Raw genomic sequence first — 20,646 nt, forward strand, 5'->3', positions numbered from 1 at the left:
GACCGCGGCGGGCTCCCCCGTACCAGCCATGGAGGAGCACTCCGATGCACCTGCCCCGATCCCCGCGGCGCAGAACCGCCGTGTGGGCTGCGGCCGCGATCACGGCCACAGCCGCACTGTCCGGCCCCGCACCCGCGTTCGCACGGTCTGCGGCGGACCCGAGCCCCGTCACCGCGAAGGTCGACCCCGCCGTTCTCGACACCGTCGCGAAGGGCAAGGAGTCGACCTTCTTCGTCGTCCTCAGGAGCCAGGCGGACCTGTCCGCGGCCAAGGGCAAGAAGTCCCACGCGGCCAAGGCGAAGTCGGCGTTCGCCGCACTGCGCAGCGGGGCGAGGAACAGCCAGAAGCCGCTGCGGTCCTTCCTCGACAAGGAGAAGGTCGGCTATCGGTCGTACTGGATCGCCAATACGCTCGAGGTGACCGGCGGTGAGAACCTCGTCGACGCCCTGGCGAAGCGCCCTGACGTGGCGAGCATCGTCAAGGAGCACACCTACAAACTCGACCGGGCCGAGTCGAGGTCGACCGACGCCGCCACCGACGCGGAACCCACCGCCGTCGAGTGGGGCGTCCAGGACATCAAGGCCGACCAGGTCTGGGACGAGTACGACGACCGTGGCGAGGGCATCGTCATCGCCAACGTCGACTCGGGCGTCCAGTACGACCACCCGGCGCTCGTCGGCAACTACCGTGGCAACAACGGCGACGGCTCCTTCACACACGACTACAACTGGTACGACCCGACGGGCCAGTGCCCGACGTCGGCGCCCTGCGACAACAACGGCCACGGCACGCACACCATGGGCACCATGGCCGGCGCCGGCGGCGTCGGTGTCGCGCCCGGCGCCGAGTGGATCGCCGCCAAGGGGTGCGAGTCCAGTTCCTGTTCGGACTCCTCGCTGCTCGCCGCAGGCCAGTGGATCCTCGCGCCGACCGACCACACCGGTCAGAACCCGCGTCCCGACCTCGCCCCCGACATCGTCAACAACTCCTGGGGCGGCGGTGACACGACCTTCTACCAGGACATCGTCGAGGCGTGGAACGCGGCCGGGATCTTCGAGGCGTTCGCCTCAGGAAACGACGGCGACGGCGTGACCTGCTCGACCGGCCACGCGCCGGGCTCGCAGGCGCCCGCGTACGGCGTGGGCGCCTACGACTCGGCCGGGAAGATTGCGAGCTTCTCCGGCTTCGGCCCGTCCAGGCTCGACGGCTCGACGAAGCCCGACATCTCGGCGCCCGGTGTCGACGTCCGCTCCGCCTGGCCGGGCAACACGTACAGGTCGATATCCGGCACGTCGATGGCGACGCCGCACGTCGCGGGCGCTGTCGCTCTGCTGTGGTCGTCCGCCCCCTCCCTCATCGGCGACATCGACGCGACCCGCGCCCTTCTCGACGAGGGTGCGCGCGATGTCGACGACACGCACTGCGGCGGCACCGCCGGCCTGAACAACGTCTGGGGCGAGGGCAAGCTCGACATCTACGCCTCCGTCGACGCAGCCCCGCACACGGCGGCCGTCGTCACCGGCAAGATCACGGACAAGGCGAACGGCTCCGCACTCTCCGGTGTCACCGTGAAAGCCTCCGGATCCGCCTCGACCCGCTCCGTGACGACCTCGGCGGACGGCTCCTACCGGCTGACCCTGCCGGCGGGCTCGTACGCCTTCGCCCTCAGCGGGTACGGCTACGCGAACGGCACCGAGTCCGGTGTCACGGTCGTCACCGGCGAGCAGGTCACCAAGAACTTCACGATGGACGCCGTCGCCTCGCACGCCGTGTCCGGCACCGTCCTCGACGTCACCGGAAAGCCCCTTGCCAAGGCCACCGTCCAGGTCGTCGGCACTCCGGTCGCCTCCGTCACCACGGACGCCGCCGGACACTTCGACCTGCCGAAGGTGGCCGAGGGTTCGTACACCCTGACCGCCACGCCCGCAGCGCCCGTGCTGTGCAACGGCACCTACAGCGGCGAACTGACCGTGGACGGTGCCGAGTCGCTGACCGCCCGGGCACCCGCCCGCAGCGACACCGCAGGCAACAGCTGCACCCCGGCGACGTACTCCTGGATCAGCGGCAGCGGCAAGGTCGCGCTGAGCGGCGACGAGGACGCGAGGACCATCGCGCTGCCCTTCCCGGTGAAGCTGTACGGCGTCTCCTACTCCAGCGCAAGCGTCACCACCAACGGCCTGATCAACTTCCTGGAGCCACGGCTCGGTGACTACGACAACGTCGCACTGCCGTCGGCCGACAAGCCCAACGGGACCGTGGCCGCCTTCTGGGACGACCTGACCCTGGACAAGAAGTCCAGCGTGCAGACGGCGACCACGGGCAGCGCGGGCAGCCGCAGGTTCGCGGTCGTCTGGAACGATGCCGCCTTCGTCGGCAACACCTCGGCCCGGGTCTCCTTCGAGGCCGTCTTCGACGAGGCCACCGGCGCCGTCACCCTCCAGTACCAGGGCCTGTCCACCGCCTCGCCCGAGAACGGCGCGGGCGCGACCGTCGGCATCGAGAACCAGGCCGGCACCGACGCCCTCCAGTACTCCTTCGACCAGCCGGTCCTCAAGGACCGGTCCGCCATCCGCATCGCGCAGGGGACCAAGTGATGAGAACCGACTCCCGACGAGCGCTGCGACTCGCCTCCGCACTGGTCGCGGCCGGTCTGGCGCTGAGCGCCGCGCCGCCCGCACTGGCCGACGACGGCAGCAGCCTGCTCACCCTCACCGACAGCCAGGCCGAGCAGCTGGCGGATCACGCCCGGCTCGACGCCTACGCGGAGGCCGATCGCGAGAGCGTCGACCCGCAGGCCGCGGCCGAAGGTTCCGGCGCCTCCGGGGCGGGCCAGGACTCGGACCACGGCTCGGGCTCCCACCTCGACGAAGGCACCGGGACGGACGCCGGTGCCGACGATGCCGTGACCGTCTCCCCCAAGTCGACGGTGGAAGGAGTGCGCGGACTCGCCGCCACCGTCCCTGCCGGCGGCAAGGGCGGCGACTACTTCACCCTCCACAGTCTCGGCAGTGTCCAGCGCAGCAAGGCCGACGGCACGGCCCTGTGGCGGCGCGACAACGCCTCGCTGTACGCGGACTGGGGCGTCAAGAACTCCCGGCCGTGGCAGACCGAGCCCTACCCCGCGCGCATCGTCATGGGCTACAACGCGGTGAGCCCGTTCACGCCCGCGTCCGGCCAGGGGTACGTGACCGGCGACCTGACCGGCGACGGCGTGGACGACGTGGTGTTCTCGGCGAGCGTGGGTGTGTCCCCGTACCGCCCGTTCACCTCTCCCGGCTCCTCGCTGGCCAACGGCACCTTCGTCACGGTCCTCGACGGCAGGACCGGCAGGACGCTGTGGTCGAAGTTGTACGCGTACGCCTACAACGTGAAGCTCGTCGGCAGGACGCTGGTCGTCGCGGACGCGCCGTACTACAACCTCAACTCCCCGGCCGCCGCCACCGCCACCGTCTCGGGCATCCGCTTCTCGTACGCCGACGGGGCCCTGGCCCCGTCCGCCACCTGGACGTACGACACAGGCGTACGCGCCGGCACGGCGTGGGGGGCTCTGGAGGACCTCGGCGGAGGACTGGTCGCCGCGTCGTACAACCAGCGCAAGACCGCGACCGCGGCGGGGCGGGGCCGCACCCTGGTGTTCGACACCGAGGACGGCACGGTCAAGTGGCAGACGGACAGCGCCCTCTACTCGCGTCAGCTGCACCTGGACACCGCGCGCGGACGGCTCGTGGCCCTGGAGCAGTCCGACCCCACCGACGGCGTGAAGTACGAGCTGGACTCCTACTCCCTCGCCGACGGCAGGCGCACCACGCTGGACACCCGGATCAACGCACTGCCCATCGACATGACGATGGGGGATCTGCGGGGCGACAGGAAGCCCGAGTACGCGGTCAGCGAGTCCACGCTCAGTCCGGCACTGTGGCTCAATGCCAACACCGTGCGGGTCGTGGACGGCACGGACCCCGGCAGCGTGCTGTGGTCCCACACCGTCAAGCGTGACGCCGGCAACAGCCACGACGGGCCGAGCGCCTGGAGCCTCGAAGTCGTCGACGGCAACCTCGTGACGGCCGCCCAGGACGACACCGGCATGAACACTGCCGAGAACCCCGGCGGCGGGCAGTACGCCTCGCTCACCGTGTTCGCCGGCAGCGGCGACGTGCGCTGGCAGGAGAAGGGCATCGGCGCCTCGCCGATGTTCAACCAGGTCTACCGCGACGGAACCGGCCGGCACGTCCGCACCGTCGACCAGAACCAGAACATCCGCACCTACGGCCTCACCGACGGCAAGCAGCAGAGTCTTCTGCCGCTCCAGGGCGACCTGTGGTCCGCGCAGTCGGCCGACATCGACGGCGACAAGAAGAACGACCTGGTCGTCGGCGGCAAGTCCGACGGCGTGTGGGCGTACTCGGGTCCGTCGCTGACGTCGGGCAAGCCCGAGCTGCTGTGGAAGGCCACCGTGCCGGGGCAGGTGCACCGGATCGAGAAGGGCGATGTCAACGGCGACGGCCACGCCGACTTCGTGGTGGCCGCCGACACGGCCGTCGCGGTCATCGACGGACGCAACGGCAAGGTCATCGAACGCATCGACGGGAACGGGCAGTTCGTCCGCTCCGTGACGGTCGCCGACCTCGACGGCGACAAGCGCGCCGACATCGTCGTGCCGACCGACAAGCTGCGGGCCTACCGCGGCAGCGGCTCGGCACTGTGGACGTACGCGGCGCCCGCGAGCGCGGGCGGCGTCGTGTTCGGCGACCCCGCCGTGGGCGAGGGCCGGGTGTACGCGCAGTACTCGAGCACCGACTCCATCGAGAAGGAGTCGCCCACGGTCGACGGTGTCGCGCTGGACGCCAAGAAGGGCACCGTACGCTGGACCGCCGCGCCCAAGGCCCCGGCCGAGAGCGTGGACGGCAAGCTGTACGGCGCCGGTCTGAACCACGGTGTCTTCACCTCTCCGGAGATCCCGTACGCCGACGGGCACGCGGTCGTCTACACCTGGTTCTCCGCCACCTCGGCGACGGCCGAGGGCGCGCCGGACGCCTCAGGCCTTCGCGCCGTGGTCGAGATCCGCGACAGTCGCACCGGTGAGGTCCTCCACCACGGCGTCGCCGGGGGCCCCTGGGGCGTGGGCAGCTACTTCACCGGGCCCGAGGGGCTGGTCCTCGCGGGGACCGCGTCGTTCCGCACGTACGCGGCCGGTGGCCAGGACCACCGGCTCTACACGCTGCCCACGGTGGAGACCGGCGGGTTCCTCACCGGTCCGGGCGGACGGCGGATGCTCGTCGGCGGCGCCCAGTCCGGCGCGTACCTGTACGACCCGTCCGTTCTGACTGCGGAGGACAACTACCCGGACGACGTGGGCCACAACGGCTACCTCGGCGCCAGGGAGTACTTCGCCGGCGACCTGGACGGTGACGGCGTCGACGAACTCGTGAACCTCGGCTTCGACGAGACGGGCTTCGACCGCATGACCGAACTGCTGGGCGGCCGGTATCTGCAGCAGTTCACCGCCATCTCCCAGCTGACGGTGTCCACGCTCTCCTGACGGACACCCGTCCCCGCAGGCCCCTCGGACGCCCGTTCGGGGGGCCTGCGGCGCGTCCGAAGAAGGCGGTTAAAGTGCGCCCCTATGGGTGCGGAAGACACGAACCACAACACGGAGCCCACTCCCCCACTGCTGCGACTGCACCTTTTCGGCGGGTTCCGGGTGACTCGCGACGGCGGGCCCGCGCTCGCCGACAAATGGCCCCGCCCCAGCGCCCGCGCCCTCGTGAAACTCCTCGCAGTCTCCCCCGGCCACAGCCTCCACCGCGAGCAGGCCATGGAGATCTGCTGGCCGGACTCCGACGCCCAGGCCGCGCTCGGCAGTCTGCGGGTCGCCCTGCACGCCGCCCGCCGCGCCATCGAGCCGGAGTTGGCCCCCCGCGCCTCCTCGTCCTATCTGACCGGCGAAGGCACCCTGCTGCGGCTGGATCCGCACACGGTGGTGATCGACGCCGATCAGGCCGAGAACCTCGCCGAACAAGCCCTGGCCGGGGGTTCGACGGAGGCGCTGACCGCGGCACTCGCCGCGTTCACGGGCGAGCTGCTGCCCGAGGACCGGTACGCGCCCTGGGCCGAGGCCCGGCGCGAGGAGCTCTCCGCGATGTGCGACCGGGTGCGGCTGGCGCTCGCCGAGGCCCATCTCGCGGACGGCGAGACCGAGCCGGCCACCGAGGTGGCCCTGCGCGCCGTGGCCGCCGCGCCGGCCGAGGAGCGTGCCCACCGGGTGCTGATCGACGCCTATCTGCGCCAAGGCCTGCGACGCCAGGCCGTGCGCCAGTACCACCTGTGCCGGGAAGCGCTCGACGCGGAGCTGGGCGTGCGCCCTGGGCCGGCCACCGAGCAGCTGCATCTGCTTGCCCTGGACGCGGCCACGACGGTGCTGCCCGCCGTCTCCGCTCCCGTGCTTCCGGCCGCGATACGCACCCCGCCCGGTCCGCCGCTGCGCGGCCGCACCGACGAGCTCGATGTGCTGCTGTCCGACGACGGTCCGCCGGTACGGCTGATCGGCGGCGAGGCCGGGGTGGGCAAGACCCGGCTGACGGCGGAGGCGGCCCGGCGGGCGGCCGAGGACGGGACGACCGTGCTGTGGGGCGCCGGCCACGACGCCGAGGGCCACACGCCGTACGGGGCCTTCGTCGAGGCACTTGACGCCTGGATGGCCGACCGGCCGTCCGCCGAACGGGCCAGGATCGGCGGCGAATACCCTGAACTCGCTCCGTTGCTCCCCTCGTTGGGCCAGATCGACGCGGGTGCGGAGCGCAGTCCGGAGGAGCAGCGCGACCGGCTGTTCCGGGCGACGGCCGGGCTGCTCGGCGATCTGGCGGCCGCCGCGCCGGTGCTGCTCGTGCTGGACGATCTGCATGCCGCCGACTCGGGGACGTATCAGCTGCTCAGCCATCTGGCCCGGCGGGCGGTGGCCATCGGCGCCGACTGGCGGTTCGCCGTGACGTACCGGGCCGAGGAGTTCACGGCAGCGGATCCCAGGCGCACCGCGCTGGACGGTCTGGTGCGTCAAGGGCTGGCCCGCACTCTGGAGCTGGGGCGGCTCGACCGTGCGCAGTGTCTGGCGATCGCGGCGGACGCAGGCGCCACGACCGGGCTCGACCGGGTCTGGGAACTGTCACTGGGCAACCCCCTCTTCGCCCTGGAACTGGCCCGGACGGTCCACGAGGGCGCGAACCCCGCCGCGCTCAGCGCGCCGGAGGGCGTGCGGCAGCTGGTGGCGGCGCGGCTGGCACGGCTGGGGCCTGCGGCGCGGCGGGTCGTGGAGGCCGTCTCCGTGGCAGGCGGTGGCGCCGCACTGTCCGAGGTGCTCGACATGGCCGAGCACGGGCTGCATCCGCCCCTGTCGTCCGCCGAGGCGACGGATGCCGTGGACGCGGCGGTCGCGGCGTCGGTGGTGGCTGAGCGGACCGTCGTGGTCGGCGGCCGGCCACTGCCAGGTCTCGCGTTCCGGCATCCGCTGGTGCGGCTGACCTGCTACGACGGACTGTCCGCGGCCCGTCGCCGGCAGCTGCACTCGGCCTACGCGGAAGCGGTGCTGCGGCGCAGGCCGGACGCCGTCGACACCCTGGCCTCACATCTGGCCCGCGCCGACGACCCCCGGGCCACCCACTACCTGCGGCAGGCGGCCGAGCGGGCGGCCGCCCTGTGCGCCAATGACACCGCGGACCGCTACTACACCGAACTGACCGCCCGGCTCGACGCGTTGGCCTCCGACGCGGCGCAGGCCCGGATCGATCGCGCCGTCGTGCTGCGCCGGATGGCCCGCTACCAGGAGGCGGCGACGGTGCTGCGCGAGGCGCTGGAGGACATGGTCCGGCGGGGCGACGAGGACGGTCAGGTGCTGGCAGCCGCCCGGCTGACCGAGGTGCTGGTGAAGTACCGCGGCACCGACGAGGGCGACGAGCTGCTGCGCACCTACCCGCCCGGTCCGCGCACCCTGCCGCTGGCCGCTGCGACCCACCATCTGGCGGCGGCGGTCCTGCGGTTCGTGACCGGCCGGTACGCGTCGGCCCACACCGCGGCACGTACCGCACAGGACGCCGCGGACGCCATCCCGGGCAGCGGACGCCGGGGGCTGCTGGCCCGCGCCCTGGGGATGCAGGCGACCTCGCTCGGCCTCGCGGGCCGGTTCGCGCAGGCCCGTGAGGCGGCTGATCTGGCGTTGCCGCATGCCGAGGCCTATGGCGACCAGGAGCTGCTGGCCACCGTCGTCTCCGTACTGCGCGAGCATGCCCGGCGATCGGGCCGGCTGGCCGAGGCGGTCTCCTTCGGCCGACGGGCGCAGCGGCTCGCCGAGCACACCGGCGACCCGACCGCGGTCGCCTTCGAACGGGCCAACCTCGCCGAACTCCACCTGCTGCTGAGGGAGTTCGCGAAGGCGCGGGAGCATGCCGAGGCCGCGGCACGGGAGACCGACGGGCAGTCCGCGTGGTGCACCCCGTACGCGCTGGCGGCACTGGCCCGGTTCCGGATGAGGACCGACGAACCGGGCGCCGCGGATCTCCTGGCCCGCGCCGCGGGGGTGGCCGAGGCGCAGGGCGACCGGCAGGCGGTGTACGAGGTACGGACGGCGCAGGCCGAACTCCTGGTGCGCACAGGCCACCCGCGGGAGGCTCTGGCGCTGCCGGCCGACGACAGCGGTCCCGGTGCGGCCGCACTGCTGGCGTGGGCGCAGCTGTTGTCAGGACGTCCTGAGCGCGCGGCGCGGCTGGCGGAGGAGGAGGCCGCGCGCGCCGAAAAGGCCGGCGAACAGTTGTCGTTGACCGACGCCCGTACGGTTCACGCGGCGGCACTGGCGACGCTGGGCCGGGCACAGGAGGCGCACGAGGAGTTCGGCCGGGCCGCCGCCCTCGCCGAGGAACTCCCTTATCCGGCAGGGGCGTTCACGGTGATGCAGGCAGCCGGGGCGGACTGGACCACCCGTCCGGGATTCCCCGGCTGACCTACGGAACCGGCGGCTCGGCCGGTCAGGCGAACTCCGCGGGCTCCGCACCCGGGCGCTCGAACTGGGTGCGGTACAGCTCCTCGTACCGGCCGCCGGCCGCGAGGAGTTCCTCGTGGGTGCCCCGCTCCACGATCTGTCCGTTCTCCACGACGAGGATGAGATCCGCCGTCCGTACGGTGGAGAGCCGGTGGGCGATCACCACCGCGGTGCGTCCCTGCAGGGCTTCGGCAAGTGCCTCCTGGACGGACGCTTCGGAGGTGTTGTCGAGATGGGCGGTGGCCTCGTCGAGGATGACGACGCGCTGGCGGGCCAGCAGCAGCCGGGCGATGGTCAGCCGCTGGCGTTCGCCACCGGAGAGGCGGTAGCCGCGTTCGCCGACGACGGTGTCGAGCCCGTCGGGGAGTGAGGCGACCAGGCCGTCCAGGCGGGAGCGGCGCAGAGCGTCCCAGAGGTCTTCCTCGGTGGCTTCGGGGCGGGCCAGGAGGAGGTTGGCGCGGACCGACTCGTGGAAGAGGTGGCCGTCCTGGGTGACCATGCCGAGCGTGTCGCGCAGGGTATCGGCGGACAGGTCGCGTACGTCGATGCCGCCGATGCGCACGGAACCCTCGTCCGTGTCGTACAGCCGGGGCAGCAGCTGCGCGATGGTCGATTTGCCCGCACCGGACGATCCGACGAGTGCCACGGTCCGGCCGGGTTCGGCGCGGAAGGAGACGCCGCGCAGCACTTCGGCGCCACCGCGGGTGTCCAGGGTGGCGACGTCTTCCAGCGAGGCGAGGGAGACCTTGTCGGCGGACGGGTAGCCGAAGCGTACGTCGTCGAATTCCACGGACACCGGCCCCTCCGGGACCGTCCGCGCGTCCGGCTTTTCCTCGATGAGCGGCTTGAGGTCAAGGACCTCGAAGACCCGCTCGAAGCTGACGAGCGCGCTCATCACCTCGACGCGCGCCCCGGCGAGGGCGGTCAGCGGCGCGTACAGCCGGGTCAGCAGCAGTGCGAGAGCGACCACCGCTCCGGCATCCAGTTGACCACGCAGTGTGTAGTAGCCGCCGAGCCCGTAGACGAGGGCGAGTGCCAGCGCCGATACGAGGGTGAGCGCAGTGATGAACGCGGACTGGGCCATGGCCGTACGGACGCCGATGTCACGCACTCTGCCCGCCCTGGCGGCGAATTCCGCGGATTCGTCGGCGGGCCTGCCGAAGAGCTTGATCAAGGTGGCGCCGGGCGCGGAGAAGCGCTCGGTCATCCGGGTTCCCATCGCCGCGTTGTGGGCGGCGGCCTCCCGCTGGAGTCTCGCCATCCGCACACCCATCCGGCGTGCGGGCAGCACGAACACCGGCAGCAGGACCAGCGCGAGTGCGGTGATCTGCCACGAGATGCTGAGCATCACGCCGAGAGTGAGAAGGAGGGTGACGACGTTGCTGACGACACCCGACAGGGTGTTGCTGAAGGCGCGCTGGGCGCCGATGACGTCGTTGTTGAGGCGGCTGACGAGCGCGCCGGTGCGGGTGCGGGTGAAGAAGGCGATCGGCATGCGCTGCACATGGTCGAAGACCGCGGTCCGCAGATCGAGGATGAGCCCTTCGCCGAGGTTGGCCGACAGCCAGCGGCCGACCAGCCCGAGTCCGGCCTCCGCGACGGCGATCACAGCGATGAGCACGGCCAGCCGCGTGACGGTGCCCGCCTCCTTGCCGGTCACGATCGCGTTCACGACGCTGCCGGCCAGCACCGGGGTGGCAACGGCGAGCAGCGCCGTCGCCACGCTCAGTACCAGGAACAGGGCGACCCGGCGCCGGTGCGGGCGGGCGAACGCGGCGATGCGCCGCAGGGTGTTCCGGTCGAAGGGGCGTCGGTCCTGCTGCGCGTTCATGACGTTGTGCAGCTGCGTCCAGGCGGTGGCTTCCATGCTCATAAGAAGACCGTACGGCCTCCACCGGACTTGAGGTCAACGCCGCGTTCGACCGCTGCCCGGCACCCGTGGAGGGTGCCCGCGCAGTCCTGCCCTGCCCGGCACGCTTCCGGTCGCACGGCGGGACCGTGCCGGCATCTTCCAGGCGTCGGGTCCTAGACGTCGAGTCCGGGGACATCCTTGGGCAGGGGGCAGATCCGGCGGCCGTAGTGGTCGAAGACGTACAGATGCGCGAGGTCGACCAGGAGCGGGACCTGTCCACCGATGCGCAGCCGCATGTCGGGGCCGGTACGGACGACCAGGTCGCTGGCCGTGATCGCGGGCCGGTCAGGGGTACGGGTGGCGGGCTGCCCACGGTCGGGTTCCGGTTCGTCGAGGGCGACGACGGGGCCGCTGATGTGGCCGGTGGCGCGCTCCCTCAGCCGTTCCAGCACGCCCACCCCACCACCGGAACCACCGCCGAAGCCGCTGCTGCCGGCGGCTCGGCGGCGGCGCTGGGCCGCCCTGTCGGGACGGGCCGATTCGAGGTCGGGCACCACTGCGGGCTGCGAGCCCGTGTTGAGGTGGACCAGTGCCTCGTGCCCCTGGTACTCGACGTGTTCGACGATGCCGCTCAGCGCGACCTCGCCGGGGCGGGCCTGGCTGGGCGCGGCGATCCTGGCCGCCTCCGAGCGCAGTCCCACAATGATCTGGCGGCCCTGCTGGATACGGAGCAACTGGTGGTCGGGGCTGAGTGGTTCGGGCAGTGGCAGCCGCTGGCGGCCGAGGTCGATCGACATGCGCCCTTCGAGGGGTGCGTGGACGACGGCCTGGAGAAGGTTGATGCGGGGGGTGCCGATGAACGCGGCGACGAAGACGTTCTCCGGCAGGGCGTAGACCTCGCGCGGCGGGCTCACCTGCTGGAGCCGTCCGCCGCGCATCACGGCGACCCGGTCACCGAGGGACATCGCCTCGGCCTGATCATGCGTCACATAGACGGTGGTAACGCCCAACTCCCGGGTCAGCAGCGAGATTTCTGCTCGCAGATGGTTGCGCAGCTTCGCGTCGAGGTTGGAGAGCGGCTCGTCCATCAGGAAAACGGTGGGCCGGCGCGAGATGGCCCGGCCCATGGCGACGCGCTGGCGCTCACCGCCGGAGAGCTGACCCGGGTAACGATCGAGGACGTTTTCGATGCCGAGCATCCTGGCCGTGTTCTCCACGCGAGCCGTGTGGTCCTGGCCGGGGTTCTCCAGCTTCAGCGGGAAGCCGATGTTGGCCCGGTTGGTCATGGTCGGGTAGAGCGCGAAGTTCTGGAACACCATGGCCATGCCGCGCTCGCGGGGCGCCAGGTAGTTGGCCGGTTCGCCGTCGAGCAGCAGCTCGCCCTCGGTGATCTCCTCCAGGCCGGCGATCATGCGGAGCACGGTCGACTTGCCGCACCCCGAGGGGCCGAGCAGGACGACGAACTCGCCCGGGTCGATGGAGAGCGAGAAGCGGTCGACGGCACGCTGGGTCCGTCCGTACGCCTTGCTGACGTTGTGCAGTGAGATGGCGCGAGTCATGTGGGTCCGCCCGGGAGGATGGTGAGGTGAAGCGGTGGGGAGCGGCTGCAACGCGCTGAAATTAGCCCACTACCCGGGGTGCTGGGAATGACTCGTGCAAAGGTTGCGCAGTACTGGGGTGAGTGAGCCGCAAGCGTCAGGTGCGATTCCGGTTCACGGCGGGCAGTTCGGACCGGGGAACGGGTGCGGGTGCGGGAACGGCCGGGGTCGCATCGGCGGTCCGGGCGCGCCCGCCGCGCATCCCCAGCCCCGCCGCCGCGAGCAGAAGCGCACCCAGCATCACGAACGGCGCGGCGGTGCCCGCCACTCCGGCGATCACACCGGCGGACGCGGGGGCCGCGACCTGGCCGAGCCGGTTGCCGGTCAGCCGGAGGGCGAGCGCGGTGGAGCGGGCCTCCGCCGGGGCCGCCTGGACGACGGTGGTCATCGACAGGGGCTGGCCGACCCCGAGACAGAAGCCGAGCAGGGCGAGCATCGTGGCCAGTGCCCAGACGGGGACCGGCAGGGAGATGCCCGCGCAGAGCAGGCCGGCCAGCAGGCAGGTCGTGGTGAGCAGCGCCGTACGGCCGAGAAGGCGCAGCATCGGTGTCATCACCAGGCGGCAGGCGATGGTGGCGGCGGCCCGCAGGCTGAGCAGCAGCCCGATGGCGGCGGGGGCGATGGAGCGGTGCTCGCCGACGACGGGCAGATAGGCGGTGAGAATGTCGGTCGCGGAGAGCACGGCGAGGCTGATGAAGATGCCGGCCGGAACACCGCGGGTCCGCAGGATCCGGCCGACGGGCACCTTGTCGGCCCGGGCCGCCGCGCGGGCGTCCGGTGCCGTGCGGTGTTCGATGCGCCAGAGCGAGACGAAGGACGCGGCGGCGACGGCCGCCGAGACGACCAGGGCGAGTGCGCTCGTACGGGCCAGGGCGCCGTCCCGCTCGGAGATGACGTACCCCGCGGCGATCGGCCCGATGAGCTGCCCGAGCGAGGCGCCGATGGTGAAGTGGCCGAAATTCCGGTCCTGTTCGGCGGAGCCGGACTGACGGGCGACGATCGACTGGGCGCCGATCACGAAGCAGAGGTGCCCGAGCCCCATCACACCGCTCCACGCCGCCATCGCCGGAAGCGAGCCCGCCGTACCGCTGAGGGCGCAGCCGCCGGCGATCAGGACGACACCGAGGGGCAGCAACGGTGCGCACCGGCCGTGGTCCGTCCGGCGGCCGAGCGGAACGGCGGCGAAGAGCGGGAGGAGTGCGTACACCCCGGTGATCACGCCGATGGCGCGCTCGTCCGCACCGAGCGAGAGAGCCCGGTAGGAGACGGCGGGCCGCGCCATCGACACCGCCCCCTGCGCGAAGGCGAAGGCGATGACGAGGCGCAGCAGCCAGCTCCTGCCGGGCTCTTCCGTGTCGGCCATGGATCAGATGATGCCGAAGAGGAGGCCGGCGCCGAGCACCACTAGTGAGGTGAGCGCGGCCCATTTGACGGTGAACCTGGTGTGGTCGCCGAATTCGACCTTCGCCATGCCGACGAGCACATAGACGGCGGGGACCAGCGGGGACGACATGTGGAGCGGCTGGCCGACCAGGGAGGCGCGGGCGATCTCCAGCGGGGAGACACCATGGGCGGCGCCGGCCTCGGCGAGCACGGGGACGACGCCGAAGTAGAAACCGTCGTTGGACATGAAGTAGGTGAGCGGGACGCTCAGGATGCCGGTGATGATCGCCATGTGCGGGCCCATGCCGTCCGGGATCGCACCGACGAGCCAGTCCGCCATGTGCTCCACCATGCCGGTGCCGGAGAGCACACCGGTGAATACGGCGGCGGCGAAGACCATGCCGGACACGTTGAGGACGTTGTCCGCGTGGGCCGCGATGCGGGCCCGCTGGTCGGGCATGTGGGGGAAGTTGACGGTGAGGGCGAGAGCCGCGCCGAGCAGGAAGAGCACCGGGATCGGCATCAGTTCCATGATCATCGCGGTGAGGAGGGCGACGGTCAGCCCGGCGTTGAACCAGTAGAGCTTGGGCCGCAGGGTTGCACGGTTCGGGTCGAGACCCTTGAAGCCCTCGTCGTCGTCCGCCTCGCCGTGGGCCGCCGCCGCGGGCTCGGCGTCCGCGCCGGTACCGGCCCCGTCGGAGGTCTTACGGGTACGGTCGCTGCCGCCCGCACCGACGAGGACCGTCTCGGGCTCCTGGACCACGGCCTGGTCGAGGGTGAGGAAGCCCAGCCGCTTGCGCTCGCGCCGGCCGAGGACGACCGCCAGGAGGATGACCGCGAGCAGTCCGACACCGAGCGCCGGGATCATCGGGACGAAGATGTCGCCCGCGTCCAGCTTGAGCGCGGTGGCGGCGCGGGCGGTGGGGCCGCCCCAGGGAAGGGTGTTCATGACACCGTTGGCCGTCGCGGCGACACCGGTCATCACGACGAGGCTCATCTTCAGGCGCTTGTAGAGCGGATACATCGCCGAGACGGTGATCATGAAGGTGGTGGAGCCGTCGCCGTCCAGCGAGACGATCGCGGCGAGCACCGCCGTACCGACGACGATCCGCATCGGGTCAGCCTTGCAGAAGCGCAGAATGCCCCGGACGATCGGGTCGAAGAGGCCGACGTCGATCATCACACCGAAGTAGACGATGGCGAACATCAGCATCGCGGCGGTCGGGGCCAGGTTGCCCACGCCGTCGATCACGTAGTCACCGAGCTTGGCGCCCTGTCCGACGGCGACACAGAACAGTGCGGGGATCAGGACCAGCGCCGCGATCGGCGACATCTTCTTCATCATGATCAGGACCAGGAAGGTCGCAATCATGGCAAAGCCGAGGATTGTCAGCATGTGGGATACCTATCGTTCACCCTTGAACTCCCACCGGAGTCGGCGGTCCGGATGACGTTAGGGCGCGTCCTGGTGCGTTAACAAGACGTTGACATGTGAGCAATACGAGCAAAACCCCAGGTCAATGCCCTGGTGAGGTGCTGGGCGCCACCGCGACGGGGATGCCGTTGAGGACGGCGGTGCCGGACAGCGGGTCGAGCAGGGTGCCGTCGAGGAGCTGGTTGACGTTGACTCCTGGGACGGCGGACGCGACGGACGTCCGGGTGCCGGGCCGGTCGTGTCCCCATCCGTGCGGGAGGCTCACCACTCCGGCCCGGATGCCCTCGGTGATCTCCACCGGCGCGGTCAGGGCGCCGCCGGCCGCGGTGATCGTGGCGGGGGCGCCGTCCGCCAGTCCGAGCCGGGCCGCATCGGCCGGATGCATCTGGAGGGTGCAGACGTTCGAGCCGCCACCGAGCGAGGCGACGTTGTGCATCCAGCTGTTGTTGGAGCGCAGATGGCGGCGGCCGACGAGGACGAGCGAGTCGGCTCCCGGCCGGTCGGCGAGCGCGGCGCGGAGCCTCGGCAGGTCGGCGGCGATCACCGCGGGGAGGAGCTCGATGCGTCCGCTGCGGGTGGTCAGGACCTGCGGGATGCGGGGCCGGAGCGGGCCGAGATCGATGCCGTGCGGATGGGCGAGGAGCCGGTCCAGGGTGAGGCCGTCGGGGTCGGCGCCGAAGCCTTCGCCGTACGGGCCGAGGCGGAGCATCAGGTCGAGACGGCGTTCCGGCCCGGTGCGGCCGGTGAGCGCGGCGGTCAGTTCGGCGGGGGTGCGGCCGTGCACGGGCGAGAGAGGATCGGCGACGGCCTTGGTCAGCGCCCGGTCGATGATCATGGTGTCCACGGCAGCCACGGCGGACCGGTCGGCTCCGCGCATCCCGGACACGGCGAGGACGAGCCTGGCGAGGATCTCGCTCTCGTCGAGGAGGCCCTCGTCGAGCGGGACGGCGGGGCGGGTGTAGCGGACCTGGTTGCGTACGGCGAGCGCGTTGAACGCGAAGTCGAAGTGGGCACTCTGCGACGGCGGGGGCGGGGGCAGCACCACATGGGCGTGGCGCGAGGTCTCGTTGAGGTACGGGTCGACGCTGACCATGAAGTCCAGCCCGGTCAGTGCCCGGTCCAGGCGGTCGCCGTCGGGTGCGGAGAGTACGGGGTTGGCGGCGAGGACGATCAGGGCGCGGATCCGGTCGTCCCCCGGGGTCTCGATCTCCTCGGCGAGTGCGGCGACGGGCAGTTCGCCCTTGGCCTCGGGGTGCCCGGCGACCCGGCTCGTCCAGCGTCCGACGGCGAAGCCCTTGCCGGGGGCGGCGGGCCGGGGCGAGCGGGCGGTGGCGGAGAGCGGGAAGAGGGCCCCACCGGGGCGGTCGAGGTTGCCGGTGAGGATGTTGAGGACGTCGACGAGCCAGCTGGCGAGGGTTCCGTGCGCCACGGTGCAGCTGCCGATGCGCCCGTAGACGGCGGCGGTGGGGGCGGCGGCCAGCTCCCGGGCGATCGTACGGATGGTCGCGGCGTCCACGTCACACGCCTCGGCGACCGCCTCGGGGGTGAAGTCCCGTACGGCTTCGGCTACTTCGTCGAGCCCTTCGAGATGGTCGGCGAGCGTACCGGGATCGGTGAGCTTCTCCTCGAAGAGTACCTGGGTGAGCGCGGCGAGCAGGAGCGCGTCGGCGCCGGGGCGGATGGCGACATGCCGGTCGGCGAGGCGGGCCGTCCGGGTGCGGCGGGGGTCGACGACGGTGAGGGTGCCGCCGCGACGACGCAGCGCCTTGAGCCTGCCGGGGAAGTCGGGGGCCGTGCAGAGGCTGCCGTTGGATTCGAGCGGGTTGGCGCCGAGGATCAACAGATGACCGGTGCGGTCGATGTCCGGCACCGGGATGGCGTTCGGGTCGCCGAAGAGCAGTCCGCTGGAGACATGCTTGGGCATCTGGTCGAGGGTGCTCGCGGTGAAGAGGGCCCGGGTGCGGAGCGTGGCGAGCAGGGTGGGCGGATAGAGCGCGCCGGCCATGGTGTGCACGTTCGGGTTGCCGAGAACGACACCGACGGACTGTTGCCCGTGCTGCTCGGTCAGTGCGGGCAGGGCTGCCGCGATCGCGTCGAACGCCTCGCTCCAACTGGCTTCCCGCAGCACGCCGTCCTTGCGGACGAGTGGGGTGCGGAGCCGGTCGGGGTCGGTGTCGAGCCCGCCGAAGGATGCGCCCTTGGGGCAGATGAAGCCCCGGCTGAAGACGTCGTCCCGGTCGCCGCGGGCGCCGGTGACCCGCGTCCCCTCGATGGTGAGGGTGAGTCCGCAGGTGGCTTCGCACAGGGGGCAGATGCGCAGGGCGGTGCGGGACTCGCGGGAACTGCTGGAGTCGTGCGGCATGGGCCCTCCCCGGGGCGGCGACAGCGGAGACGCGGGCAAGCACGGCCGAGCATACCGACCGGTACGCATGGCGGGGAGGTGTTGTCACGACGATGTTGCCGGGCGGCAGACCTCGTCGCATTTCCGCGAAGCGGGGGTGCGGTGCGGTGGGTTGCGCTGCCGTGAGGTGCCCTGCGGTGCCGGGTTCAGTCCAGGACCCGGGCCAGGTACGCCTGGATCAGGACACGGGTCTCGGCAACGATGGCCTGGTCGCCCGACGGCTCGTTCCGGAAGGCGAGTTGGAGGAGCGCGTCGGCGGCTTCGACGCAGACCAGGATCGTCCGGAGCAGATCTTCGTCAGGGGTGCGCCCCAGATGGCCGGAGAGCAGGTGGGTCAGCCGGTCCGCGACGCGGTGGTTGGCGTCGGAGGCCGGATCGTCCACGGGGGCCGGAGCGCCGAAGTCGACGAGCGCGAAGCCTGGGACGGAGCGCTTCATCTCGAGGTATTCGTCGAGCACGGCGTCGATGGCGCTGCGCCAGTCGGCGGCCGGGATGGCGGACAGGCGGCCGGTGATGCGCTCCGCGTAACTGTCCAGGTTGCGCCGGGCCAGCGCGTCGGCGAGGGCGCGCTTGTTGGAGAAGAACCGGTAGACGGAGCCGATCGGGACTTCCGCGCGGGCCGCGACGGCCCGGGTGGAGAGCTGCTCGTAACCGGTCTCGTCGAGAAGTTCGGCACAGGCGTCGAGTATCCGGGAGAGGCGTTCGGCACTGCGCTGCTGCACGGGGGCGCGGCGGAGGTTCGCATTCGCATGGGGCACGGGCTCCATGATGCCGTGGCTCTCCTCTGCGGGACGGGCGGGTGCGCACCTGCGGTCAGGCGAGGAGCAGGGTCAGCCCGCCGATGGTGTACGCGATCATCAGGACCAGCAGGGGCAGTTGCCGAACCGCGAGGAACTCCATGTCCTTGCGCGCCTGGCGTATCGCAGCGTCCGCGTTGGCCAGAGTCCGCTTCTCCCCCGGCATCATCAGCCACCAGGCATGGAGAAGGTTCCACATCGCCCGGGCGGCATGCGCCTGCTCATCAATCTTGAACGACAAGACAGTAGGCAGCACGAGCCGGGCCTTGTGCCCGAACTGCCTTTTCCCCACGACCTGCTCGCTCATGAACGCGAAGCTAGCACCCGCCATCGATACCCCGTTCAACCTGAACGACACTGCACGAGTTTGCCTCCGCACCACTGACGACCTGCACATTTACGTACTCATTACCACCAGGAATCTTCGAGTAGCGATCACCGCATCCACGCCGACGCGATACGCAGTGACCTCGCAGGGCTCTCCCGGCCCAGCAAGGGAGAAGTCTTCGTGTCCACGACACGTGCAAGAAAATAGAGCATTGTTCAGCTTTTGGACCCCCTATGTGCGACGGACCGAATGATTTCTTGCACACCCCGCCCCGGCTCCGCGGCGCGCCGCCGCCGCGCCCCCGTTGACGTGCCCCGATCTGATTCCTACGGTGGTCCATAGGATTTCTTCGGCACCGGGAGCGCGGCATGGGCGGCACCAGCGGCATCGAGCAGGCGAGGAAGACGGCGGAAGCGCTTGCGCACTCCCCCGGTTTCGGCAACGAGCACAGTTCCGAGGCGGTCCCGGGGGCGCTGCCGCACGGCCGCAACTCGCCGCAGCGAGCGCCCCTCGGGCTCTACGCCGAGCAACTGAGCGGCTCGGCCTTCACCGAACCGCGCGCTCACAACCGCCGTTCATGGCTCTACCGGATCCGTCCCTCGGCCGCCCACCCGCCGTTCGCCCGGATCGACAACGGCGCGGTGCGCACCGCCCCCTTCACCGGGTCCGTCCCCGATCCGAACCGGCTGCGCTGGGACCCGCTCCCCGAGCCCGCGCCCGGTACGGACTTCCTGGCAGGCCTGTGGACCCTCGGCGGCAACGGCGACGCCGGCCAGCGCACGGGCATGGCGGTGCATCTCTACCACGCCAACACGGCCATGACCGACCGGGTGTTCAGCGACTCGGACGGCGAACTGCTGATCGTCCCGGAGCGCGGCGGCCTGCTGCTCCGTACCGAACTGGGCCTGCTGCGCGCCGACCCCGGACACATCGCGCTGATCCCCCGCGGCGTCCGCTTCCGCGTGGACCTCCTGGACGACTCCGCCCGCGGCTACGTCTGCGAGAACTACGGTCAGCCGTTCACTCTCCCCGACCTCGGACCGATCGGCGCCAACGGCCTTGCCAACGCCCGGGACTTCCTCGCCCCCGTCGCCGCGTACGAGGACGAGGACCGTCCGGTCCAGGTGATCAACAAGTTCTGCGGCAACCTCTGGTCCGCGACGTACGACCACTCGCCGCTCGATGTGGTCGCATGGCACGGCAACCACACCCCGTACGTCTACGACCTGCGCCGCTTCAATGTCATCGGCTCCATCAGCTACGACCACCCCGACCCGTCGATCTTCACCGTGCTGACCTCGCCGTCCGACACCCCCGGTCTGGCCGGTGTGGACTTCGTCGTCTTCGCGCCGCGCTGGCTGGTCGGTGAGGACACGTTCCGGCCGCCGTACTTCCACCGCAATGTGATGAGCGAGTACATGGGGCTGATCGAGGGCGCCTACGACGCGAAGACGGCCGGCAAGGGCGGCTTCGTGCCGGGCGGCGGTTCGCTCCACAACATGATGTCGGCGCACGGGCCGGACCGGGAGACCTTCGACCGGGCGAGCGCCGCGGAGCTGAAGCCGCAGAAGATCGACGACGGTCTCGCCTTCATGTTCGAGACCCGCTGGCCGGTCACGGCGACCGGGCAGGCGGCAACCGCCGACCATCTGCAGCGCGGGTACGACGACGTGTGGCAGGGTCTCGAACGCAACTTCCGGCCCTAGGACCTCTCGTTTGGATCATGCTGGGCTCGCGGGGCCCGGCACGCACATCTGCCGCGTTGTCGTCACTCGCCGACGCTCCGCGTGGGCTCCTTCCTCCGCCTTGCAGCTGCACGCACCGGAC

11 protein-coding genes are annotated in these 20,646 nt (G+C 71.2%); 4 read left to right on the plus strand and 7 right to left on the minus strand.

Annotated features, from left to right (window positions below; translation table 11 throughout):
- The first annotated feature begins 44 nt into the window (after positions 1–44).
- The 3 genes from ACFYP5_RS14935 to ACFYP5_RS14945 all read left to right on the plus strand — a co-directional run bounded on the left by ACFYP5_RS14935 (position 45) and on the right by ACFYP5_RS14945 (position 8,986).
- Entirely contained in the window at positions 45–2,594 is a 2,550-nt protein-coding gene (locus tag ACFYP5_RS14935; protein ID WP_389035190.1) for a S8 family serine peptidase, read from the plus strand.
- Positions 2,594–5,539 (plus strand): FG-GAP repeat domain-containing protein, encoded by a 2,946-nt coding sequence (locus tag ACFYP5_RS14940; RefSeq protein WP_389035193.1) that lies wholly within the window; start codon positions 2,594–2,596, stop codon positions 5,537–5,539. Before ACFYP5_RS14935 ends, ACFYP5_RS14940 begins: the two co-directional genes overlap by 1 nt.
- An 84-nt stretch (positions 5,540–5,623) precedes the next feature.
- Positions 5,624–8,986, plus strand: coding sequence for an ATP-binding protein (locus ACFYP5_RS14945; RefSeq protein ID WP_389035196.1), 3,363 nt, complete (start codon positions 5,624–5,626; stop codon positions 8,984–8,986).
- 25 nt (positions 8,987–9,011) lie between these two features.
- Here the strand turns inward: ACFYP5_RS14945 and ACFYP5_RS14950 are convergent, their stop codons facing one another.
- From ACFYP5_RS14950 to ACFYP5_RS14980, 7 genes are all read right to left on the minus strand, one after another.
- A complete protein-coding gene (locus tag ACFYP5_RS14950) occupies positions 9,012–10,898 on the minus strand; it encodes an ABC transporter ATP-binding protein (RefSeq protein ID WP_389035199.1) in 1,887 nt (628 codons plus the stop codon).
- Positions 10,899–11,050: 152 nt separating this feature from the next.
- The gene (locus ACFYP5_RS14955) at positions 11,051–12,436 is read right to left on the minus strand and encodes an ABC transporter ATP-binding protein (protein WP_389035201.1); all 1,386 of its coding nucleotides are present in this window, start codon (positions 12,434–12,436) and stop codon (positions 11,051–11,053) included.
- Positions 12,437–12,572: 136 nt separating this feature from the next.
- Positions 12,573–13,838: an MFS transporter gene (locus ACFYP5_RS14960; protein WP_389035204.1), complete on the minus strand. Its 1,266-nt coding sequence runs from the start codon at positions 13,836–13,838 to the stop codon at positions 12,573–12,575.
- 3 nt (positions 13,839–13,841) lie between these two features.
- Positions 13,842–15,254 (minus strand): CitMHS family transporter, encoded by a 1,413-nt coding sequence (locus tag ACFYP5_RS14965; protein ID WP_389035207.1) that lies wholly within the window; start codon positions 15,252–15,254, stop codon positions 13,842–13,844.
- 121 nt (positions 15,255–15,375) lie between these two features.
- A complete protein-coding gene (locus ACFYP5_RS14970) occupies positions 15,376–17,655 on the minus strand; it encodes a molybdopterin oxidoreductase family protein (protein ID WP_389035209.1) in 2,280 nt (759 codons plus the stop codon).
- A 185-nt stretch (positions 17,656–17,840) separates the two neighbouring features.
- On the minus strand, positions 17,841–18,461 hold the full coding sequence (locus ACFYP5_RS14975; protein WP_389035212.1) for a TetR family transcriptional regulator: 621 nt from the start codon (positions 18,459–18,461) through the stop codon (positions 17,841–17,843).
- A 46-nt stretch (positions 18,462–18,507) separates the two neighbouring features.
- Positions 18,508–18,798 carry a hypothetical protein gene (locus ACFYP5_RS14980; protein WP_389035214.1) on the minus strand — a complete coding sequence of 97 codons (291 nt, stop codon included), beginning with the start codon at positions 18,796–18,798 and terminating at the stop codon, positions 18,508–18,510.
- Positions 18,799–19,187: 389 nt separating this feature from the next.
- On the opposite strand from ACFYP5_RS14980, the gene hmgA reads away from it, so the two are divergent.
- Positions 19,188–20,525 (plus strand): homogentisate 1,2-dioxygenase, encoded by a 1,338-nt coding sequence (hmgA, locus tag ACFYP5_RS14985; protein WP_389035217.1) that lies wholly within the window; start codon positions 19,188–19,190, stop codon positions 20,523–20,525.
- Positions 20,526–20,646: the final 121 nt, after the last annotated feature.

The sequence above is a fragment of the Streptomyces sp. NPDC005262 genome (assembly GCF_042872425.1).
Classification (GTDB): domain Bacteria; phylum Actinomycetota; class Actinomycetes; order Streptomycetales; family Streptomycetaceae; genus Streptomyces.

Coding starts and splice junctions, on each gene's coding strand:
- ACFYP5_RS14935 (WP_389035190.1), top strand. CDS start 45: ATGCACCTGCCCCGATCCCCGCGGCGCAGAACCGCCGTGTGGGCTGCG.
- ACFYP5_RS14940 (WP_389035193.1), top strand. CDS start 2,594: ATGAGAACCGACTCCCGACGAGCGCTGCGACTCGCCTCCGCACTGGTC.
- ACFYP5_RS14945 (WP_389035196.1), top strand. CDS start 5,624: ATGGGTGCGGAAGACACGAACCACAACACGGAGCCCACTCCCCCACTG.
- ACFYP5_RS14950 (WP_389035199.1), bottom strand. CDS start 10,898: ATGAGCATGGAAGCCACCGCCTGGACGCAGCTGCACAACGTCATGAAC.
- ACFYP5_RS14955 (WP_389035201.1), bottom strand. CDS start 12,436: ATGACTCGCGCCATCTCACTGCACAACGTCAGCAAGGCGTACGGACGG.
- ACFYP5_RS14960 (WP_389035204.1), bottom strand. CDS start 13,838: ATGGCCGACACGGAAGAGCCCGGCAGGAGCTGGCTGCTGCGCCTCGTC.
- ACFYP5_RS14965 (WP_389035207.1), bottom strand. CDS start 15,254: ATGCTGACAATCCTCGGCTTTGCCATGATTGCGACCTTCCTGGTCCTG.
- ACFYP5_RS14970 (WP_389035209.1), bottom strand. CDS start 17,655: ATGCCGCACGACTCCAGCAGTTCCCGCGAGTCCCGCACCGCCCTGCGC.
- ACFYP5_RS14975 (WP_389035212.1), bottom strand. CDS start 18,461: ATGGAGCCCGTGCCCCATGCGAATGCGAACCTCCGCCGCGCCCCCGTG.
- ACFYP5_RS14980 (WP_389035214.1), bottom strand. CDS start 18,798: ATGAGCGAGCAGGTCGTGGGGAAAAGGCAGTTCGGGCACAAGGCCCGG.
- hmgA (WP_389035217.1), top strand. CDS start 19,188: ATGGGCGGCACCAGCGGCATCGAGCAGGCGAGGAAGACGGCGGAAGCG.